Annotated in this window: 14 protein-coding genes; 6 read left to right on the top strand and 8 right to left on the bottom strand. The window is 38.8% G+C overall.

Annotated features, from left to right (window positions below):
* Positions 1 to 157: 157 nt before the first annotated feature.
* Together LHV68_04690 and LHV68_04695 are read left to right on the top strand one after the other, a co-directional pair.
* A complete protein-coding gene (locus LHV68_04690) occupies positions 158 to 1,795 on the top strand; it encodes a hypothetical protein (protein ID MCB4791166.1) in 1,638 nt (545 codons plus the stop codon).
* 80 nt (positions 1,796 to 1,875) lie between these two features.
* Positions 1,876 to 2,562: a polysaccharide deacetylase family protein gene (locus tag LHV68_04695; protein ID MCB4791167.1), complete on the top strand. Its 687-nt coding sequence runs from the start codon at positions 1,876 to 1,878 to the stop codon at positions 2,560 to 2,562.
* 115 nt (positions 2,563 to 2,677) lie between these two features.
* Here the strand turns inward: LHV68_04695 and LHV68_04700 are convergent, their stop codons facing one another.
* The 6 genes from LHV68_04700 to LHV68_04725 form a co-directional block, all read right to left on the bottom strand.
* A complete protein-coding gene (locus LHV68_04700) occupies positions 2,678 to 3,445 on the bottom strand; it encodes a substrate-binding domain-containing protein (GenBank protein ID MCB4791168.1) in 768 nt (255 codons plus the stop codon).
* A 224-nt stretch (positions 3,446 to 3,669) separates the two neighbouring features.
* Positions 3,670 to 4,080, bottom strand: coding sequence for an Hpt domain-containing protein (locus tag LHV68_04705; GenBank protein MCB4791169.1), 411 nt, complete (start codon positions 4,078 to 4,080; stop codon positions 3,670 to 3,672).
* A gap of 61 nt (positions 4,081 to 4,141) precedes the next feature.
* Positions 4,142 to 5,764, bottom strand: coding sequence for a response regulator (locus LHV68_04710; protein ID MCB4791170.1), 1,623 nt, complete (start codon positions 5,762 to 5,764; stop codon positions 4,142 to 4,144).
* Between the two features lie 21 nt (positions 5,765 to 5,785).
* Positions 5,786 to 6,691 (bottom strand): protein-glutamate O-methyltransferase CheR, encoded by a 906-nt coding sequence (locus LHV68_04715; GenBank protein MCB4791171.1) that lies wholly within the window; start codon positions 6,689 to 6,691, stop codon positions 5,786 to 5,788.
* Positions 6,692 to 6,918: 227 nt separating this feature from the next.
* Positions 6,919 to 8,889, bottom strand: coding sequence for a methyl-accepting chemotaxis protein (locus tag LHV68_04720; protein MCB4791172.1), 1,971 nt, complete (start codon positions 8,887 to 8,889; stop codon positions 6,919 to 6,921).
* Positions 8,890 to 8,997: 108 nt separating this feature from the next.
* Positions 8,998 to 9,504: a chemotaxis protein CheW gene (locus tag LHV68_04725; GenBank protein MCB4791173.1), complete on the bottom strand. Its 507-nt coding sequence runs from the start codon at positions 9,502 to 9,504 to the stop codon at positions 8,998 to 9,000.
* 933 nt (positions 9,505 to 10,437) lie between these two features.
* Here LHV68_04725 and LHV68_04730 point away from each other — a divergent pair.
* The 4 genes from LHV68_04730 (at position 10,438) to LHV68_04745 (ending at position 14,342) form a co-directional block, all read left to right on the top strand.
* The gene (locus LHV68_04730) at positions 10,438 to 11,349 is read left to right on the top strand and encodes an ABC transporter substrate-binding protein (GenBank protein ID MCB4791174.1); all 912 of its coding nucleotides are present in this window, start codon (positions 10,438 to 10,440) and stop codon (positions 11,347 to 11,349) included.
* Positions 11,350 to 11,436: 87 nt separating this feature from the next.
* Positions 11,437 to 11,799, top strand: a complete 363-nt coding sequence (locus LHV68_04735; protein MCB4791175.1) for a response regulator — start codon at positions 11,437 to 11,439, stop codon at positions 11,797 to 11,799.
* 20 nt (positions 11,800 to 11,819) lie between these two features.
* On the top strand, positions 11,820 to 13,037 hold the full coding sequence (locus LHV68_04740; protein MCB4791176.1) for a response regulator: 1,218 nt from the start codon (positions 11,820 to 11,822) through the stop codon (positions 13,035 to 13,037).
* A 102-nt stretch (positions 13,038 to 13,139) separates the two neighbouring features.
* Positions 13,140 to 14,342 carry a response regulator gene (locus LHV68_04745; protein ID MCB4791177.1) on the top strand — a complete coding sequence of 401 codons (1,203 nt, stop codon included), beginning with the start codon at positions 13,140 to 13,142 and terminating at the stop codon, positions 14,340 to 14,342.
* Between the two features lie 13 nt (positions 14,343 to 14,355).
* On the opposite strand, the gene LHV68_04750 is transcribed toward LHV68_04745, so the two are convergent.
* Positions 14,356 to 15,735: a hypothetical protein gene (locus tag LHV68_04750; protein MCB4791178.1), complete on the bottom strand. Its 1,380-nt coding sequence runs from the start codon at positions 15,733 to 15,735 to the stop codon at positions 14,356 to 14,358.
* 108 nt (positions 15,736 to 15,843) lie between these two features.
* Positions 15,844 to 17,841, bottom strand: a complete 1,998-nt coding sequence (locus tag LHV68_04755) for a LysM peptidoglycan-binding domain-containing protein (GenBank protein MCB4791179.1) — start codon at positions 17,839 to 17,841, stop codon at positions 15,844 to 15,846.
* Between the last annotated feature and the right edge of the window lie 46 nt (positions 17,842 to 17,887).

Here is a 17,887-nt window from a genome sequence, read left to right on the forward strand (position 1 = left end):
TCCGCAGCCGCCGAAAAATTGCGAACGAATAGCCAAGGGGGCGCATTTCTTTTCGTCCATTTTATTTGGGCGCACAAAGAAAATGGACCCGGGGGTGCAGGGGCAGGATAGCCCCGCGAAGTTGCCTTTTACAAATTGTGTCACACAAATGAAACCTATGACAAACTTAATCTTACTCCAGTATCGTATCTTCAGAAACCGTATCCTCAGGCTTGATTTTTTTGACGATGTTAAGATATCCGTCATATTGCTTATTGGCCTGGGATTTCTTTCATTTATATATTTTGGCTCCTTCAGGCTATTGGCATATTTAAACTCCGTGCAGATCGCTGGGCCTCTTTTAGTAAATAAATTTTTGGCGCTTATCTTTCTGTCTTCGTTTTTCATGGTGGCTTTCTCAAGTGTGGTAACTTCCTTTACGACTATATTTACAAGCAAAGACATCACGTGGCTTATGACAACGCCGCTCTCTGTCAAGAAAATATTTGCTTTTAAATCAACTGCTAATTTTATTAATTCATCCTGGATGGTCTTTATAGCCCTGTTCCCGGTTCTATTAGCACTTGGCAGGGTAAAACATACCGGGATATTTTATTATTTCCTGGTGATTCTGTTACTACTGCCGTTCCTGTTTTTGGCTTCCCTGCTCGGGCAAACGATCAATCTTTTTTTAATGCGGTTTTTGCCTCAAAGACAGGTCAGGGATTACTTTGTTTTATTGGCCATAATCATCATAACAGCCCTTTACGTGCTTTTCAGGCTTTTTGAGCCAGAACGCTTCGTTAAACCTGACGGCTTGGCTGTGATCGCCCAATACCTTTCATACCTTGACGCGCCTACAGCGGTTTACCTGCCTTCCTGGTGGGTGGCAGCAGGGATATTCAGTATAATAGCAAAGAACACAACCAACCTGCTTTTTTATTTTATGCTGCTTTATGGATCGGTGACTTTTGTTTTAATAGCCCTTATCGGTTTTGCAAAAAAACTTTATTTTGTCGGCTGGGCAGAAGGCCAGATACTCGCAAAGCAAAAATCCCTTAAAAAGCACAGCTACGATATTCTGTCCCCCCTTTACACTTTAATAAAAAAAGATTTTATCATTTTTTTCAGGGACATCAGCCAGTGGTCGCAAATCCTTATCTTATGCTCAATAATCTTTGTCTACCTATTCAGCATATACAAACTGCCTCTCGACACAATGGACCTTCAAAATCTTGTATCATATGCGAACATAGCGCTTATCGGCTTTATACTTTCGGCCGTTGCCCTGCGCCTGATATTCCCCTCGATCAGCATTGAGGGCGACAGCGCCTGGCTTTTGTTTGCTTCACCCTTATCACGGCCAAAATTATTCTGGTCAAAACTTATTTTTGGAAGCATCCCTGTAATAGCACTTGCTATGATATTAATACTGGCCTCCAACTATCTTTTAAAAACCGACAACTTCATATTTTGCGTGACATCTGTTTCAACGATAATCATGGCCGTGGGCCTCAGCACCCTCGCGATGTCTTTTGGAACGGTTTTTCCGAGGTTTGACCTGTCAAATATAGTAGAGATAGAAGCTTCTTTCGGCGGCCTGATGTATATCATATCCGCATTTTTTTATGTAGCTCTGAATATGACATTGCTGTCGATCCCTATACAAAACCACTATCACGTAAAATTCGGTATGACTCAAATACCCTGGAGTTTCTTATGGAGGATAGGGATTGGATTTATAGTTCTAAATATGATCGTTTACATATTGCCTGTTTATATAGGGCTTAAAAAACTGCGAAGGATAGAAAAATGACCCATCCTTCGTCCCGCTTTGCCGGACTACGGAGGGCAAGTCCCACGGTTAGTAACAATTTTGATATAATAAGGAACATCATGAGGAAAAAAATTTATTTAGCTTGTTTATTAGTTTTTCTAATATCAAACTTTGCTTTTTCTCAAAACCAGAAAGTGTTTTATGCTGACGGGCCTAAAGACAAGAAAGCGCTTTCGCTTACTTTTGACGATGGGCCTGCACCGAATACAAAAAAAGTGCTTAATATACTAAAGAAGCACAATATCAAAGCGACCTTTTTCATGGAAGGGGCAAAATTAGCGCAATACCCGGATATAGCAAAAGAAGTGCAATCCGCAGGCCATGAAATAGGAATACACCTGTACAGCCACCCGAATTTTTATGCTTATAAGAAAAGCGATTATAGGGAATTCTTGATAAACGAAATAGAAAAAACCCGGAAAGAGGCAGAGAAGGCGCTCGGTATTAAGGTAAGTTTACTTAGGATGCCGAACGGTTATGTCAGGCAATGGGTAAAAGCTATAGCTAAAGAACAGACTTTGGTATTAATTAACTGGTCTTTCGGGACCGACTGGAAAAAAATGACCAAGGAACAGCTGCTTAAAACATATACTGAACATATTAAACCCGGCGCTATTTTTTTACTTCATGACTCCGGGAAAAAAGATAAACCTATGCTTGAAATGCTTTCCGATTTCATAGAGGAACTACAAAGGCAGGGGTATAGTATTGTTACAATAAGTGAACTGCTTGCAATACAAAACTAAAAACTCCGCCAATATGATTGGCGGCTTTTTTTGACGCGCCAACAACCTGCATGTCCACCATGATCGACGGGCTGCCAACCCGGGGAGACATGTTGGATTAACCTTATTTCACCAATTATTGCTTTTGTTCTGCTGGTTTTTCTGTTTCAGATACAGCCTTCTTGAACTCTTCTATAACTTTTTTTACTTTTCCTTGAGAGTCGTCTTTTGTTATGAACGCCAACGGCCTTGAAAGTTTGACAGAATCTACTATTTTCACATCAGGCGTAACATACGTCCTGCTTACTCCAGCAATTGCCCCAGGAGTAGACTCTACCTCTGCAACTAATGCATCATAAAGAGTAAATTCTTTCGTGCGGGGTGAAAAATCAGCTTCGGGAAATAATTCTTTTCTTATAAGGTTTCTGATTGCACATGTAGGTTTGCCTGCAATAACAGCTATCGTTAAATTCGGCCCGCCGACTTCTCTCCAGTTAGTTATACTGCCTATAAGGATTTTTTTAAGCTGTTCTTTTGTTAAATTTGTAACTGGATTTGACTTATTAAGGATAAATACCAGTTCATCATTTTTTAAGGACGTAAATACCAGCCCGTTACTACTTATGTCTCTTTTTCCCATCCTTGCGGCATTCAGGGTGTTTTCAAGAGTTGTAGCTGTTAAAGCTACGTCACATTTACCCTGGTCAAGGTTCATAAGCCCTACGCCTGCGGCATTTCCTACAATTTCCAGCCTGCACTCCAGGTTTTTTTCAACTATATTTTTGTAAGGGCCCAAGAATTCGACAACGGTCGTTGCACCGTACATCCTGATAACATCCTGGACAGACTGAACTGAAAAAACCATGGCTAAACTACAAACAAAAAAAACAATTGTTTTTTTCATTTTTCCTCCCCCCGTCTTATTTTGATTGTTGCCAATGGAGTATCCAGGTTAATGCAGGTAGACTGCTGTAGAGAGATACTATTAGTATGCCTAAATTATATAAATAAATTATTAATAAGTCAAGTCTAACCTGTTTTTGGTTAGCCCTGCCGCAAGCAAGTTACATATAAAGCAGGATTTAACTTCTTAACCTGAGGTACAACTTAATGAAATTGATGCTTTTTTCAAGGATATGGTTTTTGTTTTTGGAGATCGGTCAATTTGCCAAACGAAGCCATCAATGCATCAATATTTATGCCTGAATCAGTATTAGTCTCAACATCTTCAATAAGTTTTTTTAAAACTTCAGAAGTCTTAGAAATCAAATCAACAATTTCGGCTGTAGCCCTGAGTTCATTTCTAAGGAGTTTATCAACAAGGTTTTCCATAGTGCGTGAAAGGTCGGTTATTTTGTTAAAATCCATTATAGCAGCCATGCCTTTCAAGGTATGTGCCGATCTAAAGACCTGATTTAAGGTTTCCTTATTTGACGGATTTTTAACCGCTACAAGCAAAGCAGAGTTTAGTGAAACCAGGTGTTCTTTGGCTTCAGACAAAAATACTTCTTTGAATTGGGAAATGTCCATTTCATCCATTTGATTCTAGTATTAAGGCCGTATTTTTTTTATTCTTTACAGATATTATTTCTAAAGGGGCTTACTTCCACCACACGCTGCAGGCAATAAAATATCCCTTGTTATCTTTGCCGGTCTCATTTTCGATCCTGGTCAAGGTCAATTTCGCCTGCTCAAAAAAATATAATGTCCAACTGTTAGTCGCATTTGCAAGTATCTCCGAATTTGATTCTGTATAACCGCCGTTCCGTTGTATGAATTTTAAATATTTTTTTTCAAGATTTAATGAAACCTTTTCCCATTGCACTTCAGGAAAAATAATCTTGTTTATGGTTTCCAGGACAGTAATTAAATTTTCAACATCTAAAGGCACTATATCGAGGCCTTTTTTGAATAACCGGTAACAGTTCCTTGCATTTTCGTAAGCGATAGTTTCTATTATATTAGGGTTAGCTTTGCTTAAAAATTTAAAGATGTTTTCATTTAGCTCATTGTAAATGCTGCCCGGAAAATAATTATAAGAATTTATTTCGCCTGACAGGGTATTTCTTGAATTTTCTGTCATGTTTGCGAGAATATCGCTGCAAACCTTCTCCCGTTCTTTTTCTTGCAAGTAATTCATGGTATTCTTAAGTACGCTTCCCTTAACATAAAAATTCTTTTGACCGGCTGCATCAACTTTTGAGCCAAGATATCTTTCTACTGTAGCTGCGATAGTATAAGAAGAGCTTGTCGTGTCATAAAAACCTGATGTTATAACACTTAGTGGCATCCCGTTAAACACTCCCGCGGTTGATTCGTCTTCAACTATTACCTTGCCCCCTAATTTTTTTACTTCCTCGGCGCCTTTTACTCCAGAATTGCCGAGGCCTGAAAGTATGACCAGAATGGTTTCGAACCTAAAAGCTTTTGCACAGGAAATAATTACTTTGTCAATGTCAGGCTGTAAGCGCACTTGATAATCTATCAGGTTCACTACTTTTCCTCTTTTGGTGTTGTACAATTCCAGGGTTGAATCAGTGGGAGAGAAGAGGATATCTCTTGACCGGAGAATATCGCCCTTATTCGCATGCCTGACATGCAGGGTGGTCTTTGTCTGCAAATGAGCTATAAAGGAATCTACAAAAACACTCGGAAGGTGCTGGGCAATAATTATCCCTGCCGACAAGTTTTCAGAGAATTTTGATATTACTTCATAAAGGGAAGGCGGGCCTCCCGCTGAGGTCGCTATTACGACAACTTGGGTAGCTTTTGAATTAGTTAAAGGTTTTTTCTTATTTAATTGCAGTGCCTTATTTTCAAGGAGCCTGACCTTGTTGATTTTAGAAGCTGCTCTAACTTTTTCAATGAGTTCTTTTCTGATCGCAGAAGTATCTTCCTGCTTCTCCGGTTTGATGACTACGTCTACGACACCTAAAGAGAAAGCTTCCTGTACTACGTCTGAAGAAGGCAGGCTGATTGAACTGACTAAAATAACAGGAGTGGGCCGCTGCTTCATGATTTCTTCAAGCGCCCATAGACCGTCGAAACCCGGCATGATTATATCCATAGTAATAACATCCGGCCCTAAAAGCAATGTTTTTTCAATAGCTTCTTTGCCATCACCAGCTTCATCAATTACTTCGATCTCGGGGTCAAAGGAAAGTATTTGCTTAATTATTTTTCTTAAGAATGTTGAATCATCCACCACAAGTACTTTTATCATTTTTAGTATTTCCCGGCAGTTTTAACTTTTGGGCGGGTATCCGTGCCACCACCTGTTTCTTTTTTCCTGGTCAGTTTTTTCCTGCTCATTCCGTCTTTCTTTCCGGTATATCCTTTCTTTTTCGTCGTAAAAGTATAACTTATTTTTTAAATGCCTTTCAAAAAGGATTTCAGATTCGCCGATGATCAGCCAGCCGTTTTCAACAAGAGATTTATGAAAAATATTCACCAATTTTTCTTTTGCCTGGGCATTAAAATAGATCAGCATATTCCTGCAAAGCACGATATCAAAGGTATTGCAAAAAACCTCGCCCCCAAATACATCCTTGCGTTTAAAAATAACCTGATTTTTTATTTTGTCGTTTATTTTATATAAACCGATATTTTCTATTTTTGTAAAATATTTATTTATGTATTCTTTTGGGATTTCAGTCATAGATTCCGTGCTGTAGATCCCATTCCGTGCTTTTAAAAGAGAGGTTTCGTCTATATCTGTTGCTGTTATATAGATTTTATAGTTATGTTTTTCATATAGTTCGGATAATAATACCGCGATAGAATACGGTTCTTCTCCTGAAGAACATCCACAAGACCAAACAGAGATACTTTTGTTATAAGACGTATTTTTTTCTCGTATTATGATCGGCAAAACATTGTTCTGAATATATTTCCAGATCTTTATATCTCTGAAAAATTTTGTAACATTTATCGTCAACGCATCGAATAAATATCTTAATTCTTCGGGATTTTTTTCTAATATTTTAATGTAGGCGTTGTAATTGTCTAATTCAAGGTCATTGGCCGAGATCCTTGCATTTATGCGCCTTTTTATATAAGCTTCATTATATTGCCTGCAATTAATTGAAAGTCTTTTATGTATAAGATCTAAAAGTTTATTGAAATAATATTCTTCGGCAGTTGGTCCCACAAGTTAATTCCTTCGGAAACTTGTCGATTACACAGATTTTATACAAAGATTACAATGATTATATAAGCGGTTTTGCCAGTGGAACCCCTCAGGAGCCGGGGGATTTCATGTCGCATGTTTAATCTGTGTAATCCTTCGACTTCGCTCAAGATGGTGAGTTTGTCGAACCATCGAAGTTAATAATCACCGTAATCATGTATAGGATTTTCAAATTCCAATGCAATAAATTACAATTGGAACTTATTTACTTCAAGCTTTAGGTTCTTGGACTGGTCGGCCATACCTTGAGCGTTATTTGCGATTTCTGTTATGGCGGCGGATTGTTCCTGTGTCCCGGCTGTAATTTCCTCTGCCGAAGCGGCGGTCTCTTCGGCAGTTGCAACTATTTGTTCAACCTGCAGGTTCATGTCTTTGATCGTTTCGACTATTTCGTTATAGCCTGTTTGCATTTTGTCTGCAAGCTCCAAAACGACCTTAGCTTCATCAAGGGATTCCTTGGAAGACGTTACGACGTTTTCCGTATCTGTTTGTATTTCCTTTATTATGTTGGATATTTTGTCCGCAGAACTGCTGGATGATTCTGCAAGTTTTCTAACCTCATCTGCGACTACTGCAAACCCGCGGCCTGCTTCACCGGCCCTGGCCGCTTCTATAGCGGCATTCAAGGCAAGCAAGTTTGTCTGATCAGCTATTTTTGTTATTAAACCGACTATTTCAGAGATCTCGTTCGACCTTTCGTTAAGTTTGCTTATCGAACGTCCGGTTGTTTCTATCGTATTCTGGACCGAGGCGAATTTTTCTATGACTTTTGATATATTTGAGCTCCCTGTATCCACGATCTTATTTGAATTCTGTACCATGATAGAAATCCCTTGGGCGCTTTTTGCCACCTGATTGATGGCAGATGCTATCTGCTGGATCGAAGACTGTACCTGAGACATTGTCTGGTTTGCCTGTTTTGTCGTTTGAGCCATATTATTTGCGGAATGATGTGTTGTATTAGACAGTTGCAGCACAGTACCGACAAGATTTTTTAAATTTGTGATCATTTTTGAAAATGCATTTGCCAGCACATCTTGAGTTGAATGTACCGTTACATTGGTCTTGAGGTTGCCGTTAGCTATAGCTTCGGCAATGTTCGCAAGGTTTTTAAGATTTGAGGTCATTTGACTGAATGCCTCTCCAAGTTCACCGAATATTTGTATATCTAAAGCAGGGTTGTTTAAATCGTCATTGGCAATTCTTCTTGCCTGTATGGTTAATTTTCTCAATTCAGTCTGCATCCTGTCAAAGGCAACGGCCAGGTCGCCCTGAGATTTGACATCACCCATAGACGATGCCTGGGAAAGGTTCATTCCTGTTTTTATTTTTTCTTCCACAATATCTGCCCCTATTATCCCGCTTGCTATTAATTCCGCTCTTTTCACAAGTTCGCTTAGGCCCCGCAGCATCTGGTTAAATATTTGTGCAAGGTGCCCGAGCTCGTCATTTGTTTTTACTTCGATTTCTTTCTGCGATAAATTGCCGTCTGCTATTTTTTTAGCCACCGACATTACCTCGTTTAAGGGCGTGATTAATACCTTTTGCAGCATAAAATAGAACAACAGGCTTCCTGCAAGAATAGTAATGATGCCGATCAAAAACGAAATGATTATTATATTATTTACCACTTTTGATATGGGTTTGGTTGAATACCCTGTTCTTAATATCCCGACTTTTTGGCCTGAGGCGATTATAGGGGCTACGGTCTCAAATATATCCTTCTTGGACGGATTTTGAAATATCCCTAATTGTTCTTGGGACAATGCTGCTACCTCGAATGCAGTTTTATTTAGTAATTGCCCTTTAAATTCATTTTCTGTAGAAGTAATACACTTTCCGTCCTTAGCCAGTAAAATCGCATATTCAACATCCGAATCCGTTTTCTTTAATACTTCAAGCAGGCGGTTAAGCCTGTCGACTTCTCCTTCTGATACCATAATATCTCCATAAGATATCGCCATCACGGAATCAGCACAGGCCGATGCGATGTTTGAGGTTACAATTTTAGATTTATTCTGTACGCCCTGGATCAAATATTGTTTTGATCTTGTAATGGTTAGACCTATTATGAGCAAAGGTATGGTTATCATAATTAAAAGAAAGTATCCGATGATTTTTTGATTAATGCCTGCTTTCTTTAACATAAACAATTCCATAAACGAACCTCCATGTTTGATTATTTTGTTTCCTAAGTATGAATTTTAAAATCCTGTACTTGATTGCAATCTTTATGTAAAATCTGTGTAGACAAGTTTCCTAAGGTATTACTTTGTTTCATTTTGTTCTGTATTTACTTTTTCTTTCTTTGAAAGCTGTTCGATGGCAACTTTTTCTATCTCACTTAGAAGTTTTTCAACGTTAAGAAGTATTATCAGCCTTTTTTCCATTTTACCGACTCCTGACAGGTATTCAGCATCTATCGATGATATAGTCGGAGGCATTGGGTCTATTTTGTCTTCCGGGAGATTTATGACTTCAGAAACCCCGTCCACCACCAGGCCGACTGTCTGATCCGTTGTGGTTGCTACAATGATGCGGGTTTTATCGGTATCAGATTTGTATTGGAGCTTAAAACGTTTTCTTAAATCAATTGCGGGTATTATTTTTCCTCTTAAATTTATTACTCCTTCTATAAAATCAGGCATTCCAGGGATAAATGTAATGGCGGGTTTAAGTATTACTTCTTGTATTTGAGTTATAGTGACACCATATTCTTCGTCAGCCAGATAAAAAGCCACTAACTTGCGATAGTTAGTTTTTGCTTGTGGCATAACTTCCTCCAATTACCAAAAAGAAACATATAAAATAAATATTACTTGACTGCATTAAGAATAATAATGATTCATAGCTGTCCAAATTAAGTGTCATACCCCGCGAAAGCGGGTATCCAGAAATTAAAACTTTTGTCGATAGGGATTCCTGCTCCCCGATTAAGACTTTCGAGGACAAGTTTCGCAGGAATGACAGAAAATGTTATTTCAAATCCAAAAAGTACTTTTCGACACAGTCTGCTGGCCAATTTGGACAGACATGATAATGATTATATTATATTTCTATCATTATTGTCAATACTTTTAGAAAAAATATTTAACTATTGCTATTTACCATATAACACCTTTAATTACTATTTTCTGTTATCTAGTGTCTATTGTTGTTATTAATGGAAAGACAACAAAAATAATATTTTTAAATATGTATTAACTAATATCAATTGCCATATTTTGCTATTTTTTACATCAATTTAGTTTATAAAATAGTGCTTGCTTTTATTGCCGAAATTACGATATAGCCGAAAAAGAAGTAGATACCACAGTAAAATGACCCTATACGAAAGTTTAGAGTTGTTTCTCAACGTTAGTGGAGCCCCTCCGGCAGGAGACGGAGGCTCCTTTAATAACGCGACCTACTGCGACATCATCTGCATTCATCCCCCGACAGGAAGTCGGGGGATTTCATGTCGCATGTATTAACGAAAAAGAAAGAAAAAACGATGTATAATAATGCTTTTCGCCAAAACTAGGCCCACACTATACCTACTACAACACAATTAAGTAAAATTTCTCTCTTTCTAAAAACGGAATTCTTTACTTTAGCTTGAAAGAAGTTTTAAACACCTTGACTAAAAATATTTTTTTTGATACTATACAATCATTAAATTCTTTTATGTCATTCTTCTTGACTTTGTTTTCATAGAAGGTATTAGAATGAAATATTTAGCAATTGTTTTATTTATTTTTGTCTTTTTTTTCTCTACCCCGCTATATTCTGCTGAAACGGTTATTGCCTGTATTGTATCAGCTGAATTTCAAGCGTATAATGATGCTATAAACGGATTTAAACAGTCTTTACGGGATTCAGGTATTACACCTAAATTGTCAATATATAATATAAAAGACAGAGGTAAAGAATCAGTCCTTACAGACATAAAAACCGCAAAACCAGCCCTGGTCTTAGTTTTAGGGAATGAATCATTAGAAATTGCGATCTCGGAACTCTCAAGCTTCCCGGTAGTTTTTTGTATGGTCACCAACTATGCCAGATCCAACGACTCTGCAACCGGCGTACTAATGGATATCACGCCTGAAACAAGATTAAAAGAAATCAAAAAGATACTGCCCGGTACAAAAAATATCGGGATCTTATATACATCCGAATCAGCTGCATCTGTGACAAAAATAACACAGGCGGCAGATAAGCTCAATTTAACGGTTGTGGCTAAAGAAGTAAAAAATACAAATGAATTTGGAACACAATTGAAATCATTAATTGAACAAATCAATTGTTTCCTGATACTACCGGATATTAAACTGTATAATTCTCAAATAATAAAATTCTTATTAATCAACACTATTGCACAAAAAATACCTGTTATCGGCCTTTCAAGATTTTATACAAAATCAGGTGCTTTGTTATCAATAGAACCCGACTATACCAGTTTAGGCAAACAAACAGGCCAGCTTGCAAACCGTATTATTAAAGGCGAATCACCAAAAAACATTGATATTGAATACCCAAACAAAATAGTATTTTCTTTGAATCAAAACACGGCAAAAACGATCGGGCTTACGATCCAGGACAGTATTATAAAAGAAGCCGTTGAAGTCTTTCAACAATGAAAAAAACTTAATCCCTCGGTAAGGAGGCAATGAGTTTTTCAGTGCCCCATAAATATACCCAAAAAAAACATTTACGAGGTATTTAAAATGCCAAAAGTCCTAGTTGCTGATGACTCAGAAATGATGAGGAAGATAGCAAAGATGTCCATCACAAAGGCCGGGCACCTGGTTTTTGAGGCTGCAAATGGGATTGAAGCCGTAGACAGCGCATTACAAAACCTTCCTGATATAATTTTGCTTGATGCAGAAATGCCTGAAATGGACGGATGGGAAGCCTGCAAAAACATTAGAAAAAACCCGCAAACTGCAAAAATACCGGTTGTTATGTGCACAGGCAATGATCTTAGCGAAGAAAAAGAACTACTTACTGAAGCAGGAGCAAATGATTATATAACAAAACCATATAACCAGGTACTGTTGATCGAAAAAATATCGAAATTGCTTGGTTAGTATAAGGCGGATAAAGACCTATGGCAAAAATACTGGTAATGGATGATGAGTCTTCTTTAAGGGATATTTTGGCAAGTACGTTAAAGTCCATGGGGCATGAGGTCGTAACTGCAGAAGACGGCCGGCAGGCAATTGAAATAGCAAAAAGAGATCTGCCAGAGATTGCTTTGCTTGACATACAGGTGCCCGATATGGACGGGATAGAGGTTTTAAGAGAACTTAAAAAACTAAACCAGGATATCAGAGGCATAATCTTGTCCGGTTCCGCAGACGTTGATATTGCTGTATCAACCATAAAACAAGGCGCTTCAGATTTCATCAGCAAACCTTTTAAAATAGATGAGGTTAAAACCATTGTAGAAAAAGTCCTCAAATCAAAACCCCGCCCTATGTCTTCTGCTCCGGCACCCACAGCACAGCCGGCTGCCTCCCAGGTTAAAACAACATCCGGTAAAGCAGGCTCATCCGTAACTGCAGACGCGATTTTTAAAAAACTAAAATCAAAAAAACTAATGATGCCTGGCCTGTCATTTGCAGCACTTCTGTTTATCATTCTTTTAGGCAAAGGACTTTTTAAAACACCAACATTACAAGAATATAGTGTTCCATACTTAAACCCGACAGGCATGTGCTATATTAAGCCGAATTTATGGGTGAGCGACTGGGTAACAGGCAACATATATAAACATAAAATAGGTGATAAATTATCGATATTATCCGTGTATAAAACAGCAGACACCCAGCCTTCGGGGCTGGCTTTTACGGGAGACAATATTTGGTCATGTAACTCCATCGAACAAAAGATCTATAAACATAATATCGACGATTCTCTTACTATTAAGGCAATTTATGCCAGCCCGAACAGCAGCCCTGCTGGGATGTACTTTGACGGCGTAAATTTATGGGTCTTAGACAGCAATACGACCAAGGTTTATAAATACAAGATCGATAATAACTTATCTGTAACCGGAGTTTATGACAGCCCCGCTCCAAACCCTTGCGGTATGTTCCGCAACGGAGAATATTTTTACATCGGGGATTACAAGACTGCAAGGGTATTTAAAGTTTCTGTTAAGGATTTTACCGTAAGCGATGTCTATTCTATTCAAATATTTTCCGATATGAAATACAAGCTTTCCAGTATGACTTGGGACGGGAAGAATATATGGGCAGCAGCCGATGAAAAAGGGAAGATATTCTGTTTATCTTTTGATGCTTTGAAACCTATAAAGTTCTGACCTGTTCAAATAAAATCCATATCATTTTACAAATTATTTGGTGTTTAAAATTATCTCTGAGTCTTTCTACCAATATTATACAGCTGTATAGGAATACAAACAATGGCAAAAGTGCTGGTTATCGATGACGAACAAGGGATGCGCCAGGTAACTGCGAAAATACTCTTGCAGAAAGGACATAATGTCTTACAAGCTGAAGACGGTATGTCAGCAAAGCAAATCTTTGAAAATGAAACCCTGGACCTGGTCCTTTTGGATATACGTTTACCGGATATGGACGGGGTTGAGGTCCTGTCCGAAATAAAACAAATAAAACCCGACCTTCCGGTCATTATGCTCTCCGGCTTTGGCGATGTTGAAACCGCAGTCGAGCTCGTACGGCAGGGCGCTTTCGATTATGTTTCAAAACCGTACAAAGTTGACAAGCTGTTAAGTTTGGTAGAAAATGCCTTAGGGCAAGGCAATACAACTGGCAGCGGCGGCAAAACCGACGTTGAAAAAAATACCCAGCAAAAACCTGCAGCAGATAAAATATCCATTAAACAAGATATAAAAAAGACCGCAATAAAACCTCCCCTGCTATTTGCCGTTATGGCGGCATTTATCTTATTGTCGGGCGGATTTTTTTCCTTTAAATTCCTGTTTAATAGACCTGTGCCGGAAAAGGAGTTTTCCATTCCTTATTCAAACCCGTCTGCAATTTGTTTTTATGGTGAAAACCTGTGGGTCAGTGACCTGATGGAAGAATCTATCTATAAGCACTCTATGGACGATAAATTATCCATAATCGTTGCCTATAAGCTTGCCGGTATACAGGTCAACGGCATTGCCTGTGACGGCAATTATCTATGGACATGTAATTCTTTTGATCAAAAGATCCGTAAGCATAAATTAGATTATAACCTGTCGGTCGTTTCTACTTACAATGCCACGGGACTTAGTATTTCCGGTATTTATTTTGACGGCACGAGCCTTTGGTCCATAGATTTTCAGCAGGGAAAGATAAATAAACATAAAATAGATGATTTAAGTATAGTGAATACTTATAGGAGCCCTGCCGCAAATCCCTGCGGCATGTTTAAAAAAGGCGGGAGTTTTTACGTTGTGGATGCGGGTTCGAACAGAATATATAAAGTGAAAGGAAGTAATTTTTCTCTGGAGGCTGTTTATACCCTTGATAAATTCAAAAACAGCAGATACCACATAACAGCGATGGCTTTTGACGGCAAATCAATCTGGCTGTGCGCAAGCGGCATTCAAACAATATTCCGTTGTCCTTTAACTAGTTTAAAGCCTGCCGATTAACTATAATAGCTTTTCATGCCTTTTTTTCCAGCGGTAAACTTTCCTTTTTCGGTTCTATAAATAGATTTATAACAACCGTTGTACCTTTGCCTTTAACACTTTCTATTTGAAGAGTCCCTTTGTGCAGATTAATTATTCTTTTTGCGGCGGTCAGGCTCAAGCCCTTCCTGCCTTTTTTTGTAGAAAAGTAAGGCTGGAATATTTTTTTGATATGCGTCTCTGAAATACCCGTACCGGTATCCGCTATTTTAGCGGTTATCATTTCATTGTTCTCATCAAAATTTGTAAACAAAGTCAGCTGGCCTCCTTCAGGCATAGCCTCAAGCGAGTTCTGCAGCAAATAGCCAACAGCCTCATTAAGCAGGTTCTTATCTCCGTCAAAAACATTTATTTTTGTCCCAAATTCTTTTTTTATTGAAACATTTTGTATTTTGAATTTATTCTCAAATGACTGCAGGTTTTCTTCTAAAAGTTCATTAATATCAAGTTTCTTTATGCTCATCTCAGGTATTCTTGCAAATTTCAGGAACTCTTCTATCGAACCGAGCATGTCCTGAACATTGGTATCGACTATTTTCAGCTGTTCTTCCATCTCGTCTTCCATTTTATAATTAGAGATACACAGCTGGATCGTACCGGACATGATGCCCAGGTAATTACGCACCCGATGGGCAAACCCTCTTGCCAGGTCTTCTAATATTACAAAATGCTCTTTTTCCCTGTCTTTTAAACTCTTGAGGCGATTATCCATAAAAGATGACATCTGGCTCAGTTCTTTTTCTACCTTTTGCCATCTTTCTTTTTCAACTGCAAGATAGATTTCTTTTTCCTGTAAAGCTTTTGCCACCTCGGCCTTTTCAGCTTCGATTTTTTCAAGGCGGGCTTTTATCTTTTCTTCGGCTTCCTTTACAGCCTCATTCTGCACCCTTATATCTATATGCTCCTGTACAGCTTTGCCTGCAGGCAGTACGCTTATCCCTGAAACTTCGCTAAGCTGGGATTTCAGGTCTTTGTTCTCTTTTTCAAGAGATTCAAACTTTGTTTCCCACTGGAACCTTGCCTTATCAAGAGAAGTTTCTATTTCTTTGGTCTTGAGCCTGTCTTCCAGTAAAAGCTTTTCCTGTTCCCATCTATTTTCAAGGTTCTTTAATTGCCAGGAAAGTTCTTTTATAAGCATCTCATGGTTTTGAGTCTGTGTTTGGAGCGATTTCTTTTCGTCTTCCTTGGTCTCAAGCTTACGCTGCCAGAGCATCTGCTCTTCGTCGTAACGCCTTTTCCAGAAATCTGCGACGCTGATGGCATCTACAACCTGCATCATCTCAGAATCTACTGGCATTTCTGTTTGTATTTTTTGCAGTTCTTCCTGTACCCAATCCCATGCATCTTCTACCATATTTTTACCTCATTATTAGAGAGCGTTCAGCGTAGAGCGTATAGCGGATAGTCACAAAACAAATTATAATTTTGGTTTTCCTATACGCTAAACGCTATCCGCTCTACGCTATTGTGGTATCGTTATTTCCTGTCCTGGTGCTACCTGCCCTCCGGTAACTTTGTCTTTATTTGCCTTATAAATATCTTTCCAGCGGCTGGGATCATTATAGTATTTCTGAGCTATGTTCTGCAAGTTTTCGCCCGGTTTTACGATGTGGGTCTTTGGCCCTGTGTTTTCCGCTTTGTTATTGGGACTTTTTGCACTTTCTTTCTTTAATTCCTTGGGTTTAGGAGTTTCAATTAAGACTGGCACAGGTTTGACCTCGATTAATTGGATTGGGGTATCAACGTCGACTCTTTTTACGGGCACGTTTTCAGGTATTGGCTCCTGGCCCGGGGTAGGGGGTGCTGTAGTGATGGACTGGGACAAAGAGGGTATAATAAGCACCTGGTTCGGGGTGAGAGCTCCGCCGCGGCCGATATCTTCTTTGTTTGCCTGATAAATATTGTTCCAATATTTTTCGTCGCCATAATATTCCCTTGAAACCGACTGCAGGGTATCGCCTTTACGCACTATATGACTTCTTTGAACACTGCCTTCCTGAAGGGTTGTTTTCTTTCTTTCTTCATACCGTATCTTCTTTGCGTCTGATTCTGCCGCTTTTATCCTTTCCCTGATCCTTAAGGTCGATTCTTCTATCAGTATCTCTTCTAATTTCTTTTTTTCCGACTGCACATCACTAAGGTTCTTTTTTAAACCTGAAACCTCATCTTTCAGGTTGGCATAGTAAAGTTCCAGGCTCCCGGGTTCAAGTTCTTCTTTCGGCTGGCCTCCGAACCTGCAGACTAAACTTAACCTGTGAGACCCGCCTATATCTTTTATCCCGACTAAAGGTATCTGGAATGCATAATCAATCTGCGTCCCGATAAAATTCAAAGAAAAACCTACTCCGGAATTCACATAATTGTTGCCGCCCATTTTCAGCCCGCCGCGTAAGGCGAATGTTTCACTTAACCATTTTTCTAGGCCAAAGGCTGTATACCACTTGTTTGAATTGTTTATACCATCGATAGCCCATTTAATGCTCTTTTGCCTCCAGCCGAACCCCAGCCTGTAAGTCGCCTGCAATTGATCAGTATCCTTTAAACCCAGATCCGGCTGGTTTATATCGCTGGCCGAGAACCCGAAGAAGAAACGAGGAAGTATATTGTAAATCAATCCGGCATCTACACTGTAATTTGAGACAGTGTCCTTTTTACCGTAATCAAAAACCGGGCTTTTAACCAGATAATCGTCAATATTGTATTTTTCTGACAGGAATTTCAGGTTTATGCCGTATGCCAGCCTTTCTTTATAAGATTTTCCGAAACTAAGATAATAGGAGGACTCCTCGTAATAGTCTGTAAGCGAAAAATTCCGCCAGCCAAAAGCAAAAGTGCCGAAATGCCTGATAACGGTCTTATCTTTTGTTATATCGCTGTCTTTAGGCGCTGCTATGCCGCTTGAAGAAACTGCTGCGAAAGCTGTGCTTGAAACTGATACGCTTGATAACGTACCGTCTTTCTTAGGAGACTTATTTGTATTGAGCAGCAGCAGCAGTTTTTCTTTTGCTTTATTTTTATCGTCTATGAATACCCTGGCCTTTTTTACTTTTCTAGTTCTTATTTTTTTTGGGAATTTATTTATCGCGAGCTTTCCGGACTCCGTTATGAAAAATGGAAAAACAGCCGAGATAAAAGAAGTGCTTAGGTCAGAATTATCGTCCAAGCCTACCCATAATTTACCGTAATCGGCCCCTATCTGTGATTGCCTGATAAAACCAAGTCCTGCCGGGTTATAATAGATACAAAACGGATCGTCGGCCAGAGCAGTAAACGCATTTCCCATACCCATAGCCCGGGCACCTGCCCCTGTATCATCATAATCAGCGACTACAGCGGTAAGCGATAAGCTGTAAGTTATAAGTGAAACAACAATAAAAATGAAAAAGCTGAAGGAATGGCGAATAAAAGTTCTCCTTGGCCTATTAAAGATATATTTCAATGATTCTAATTTCTTTTTCATTTTTTAACTCTTTTTGCTTAATTCTTACCGCTTAATGCTTAGCGCT

Source organism: Candidatus Liberimonas magnetica, assembly GCA_020523885.1.
Lineage (GTDB): Bacteria > Elusimicrobiota > Endomicrobiia > Endomicrobiales > JAFGIL01 > Liberimonas > Liberimonas magnetica.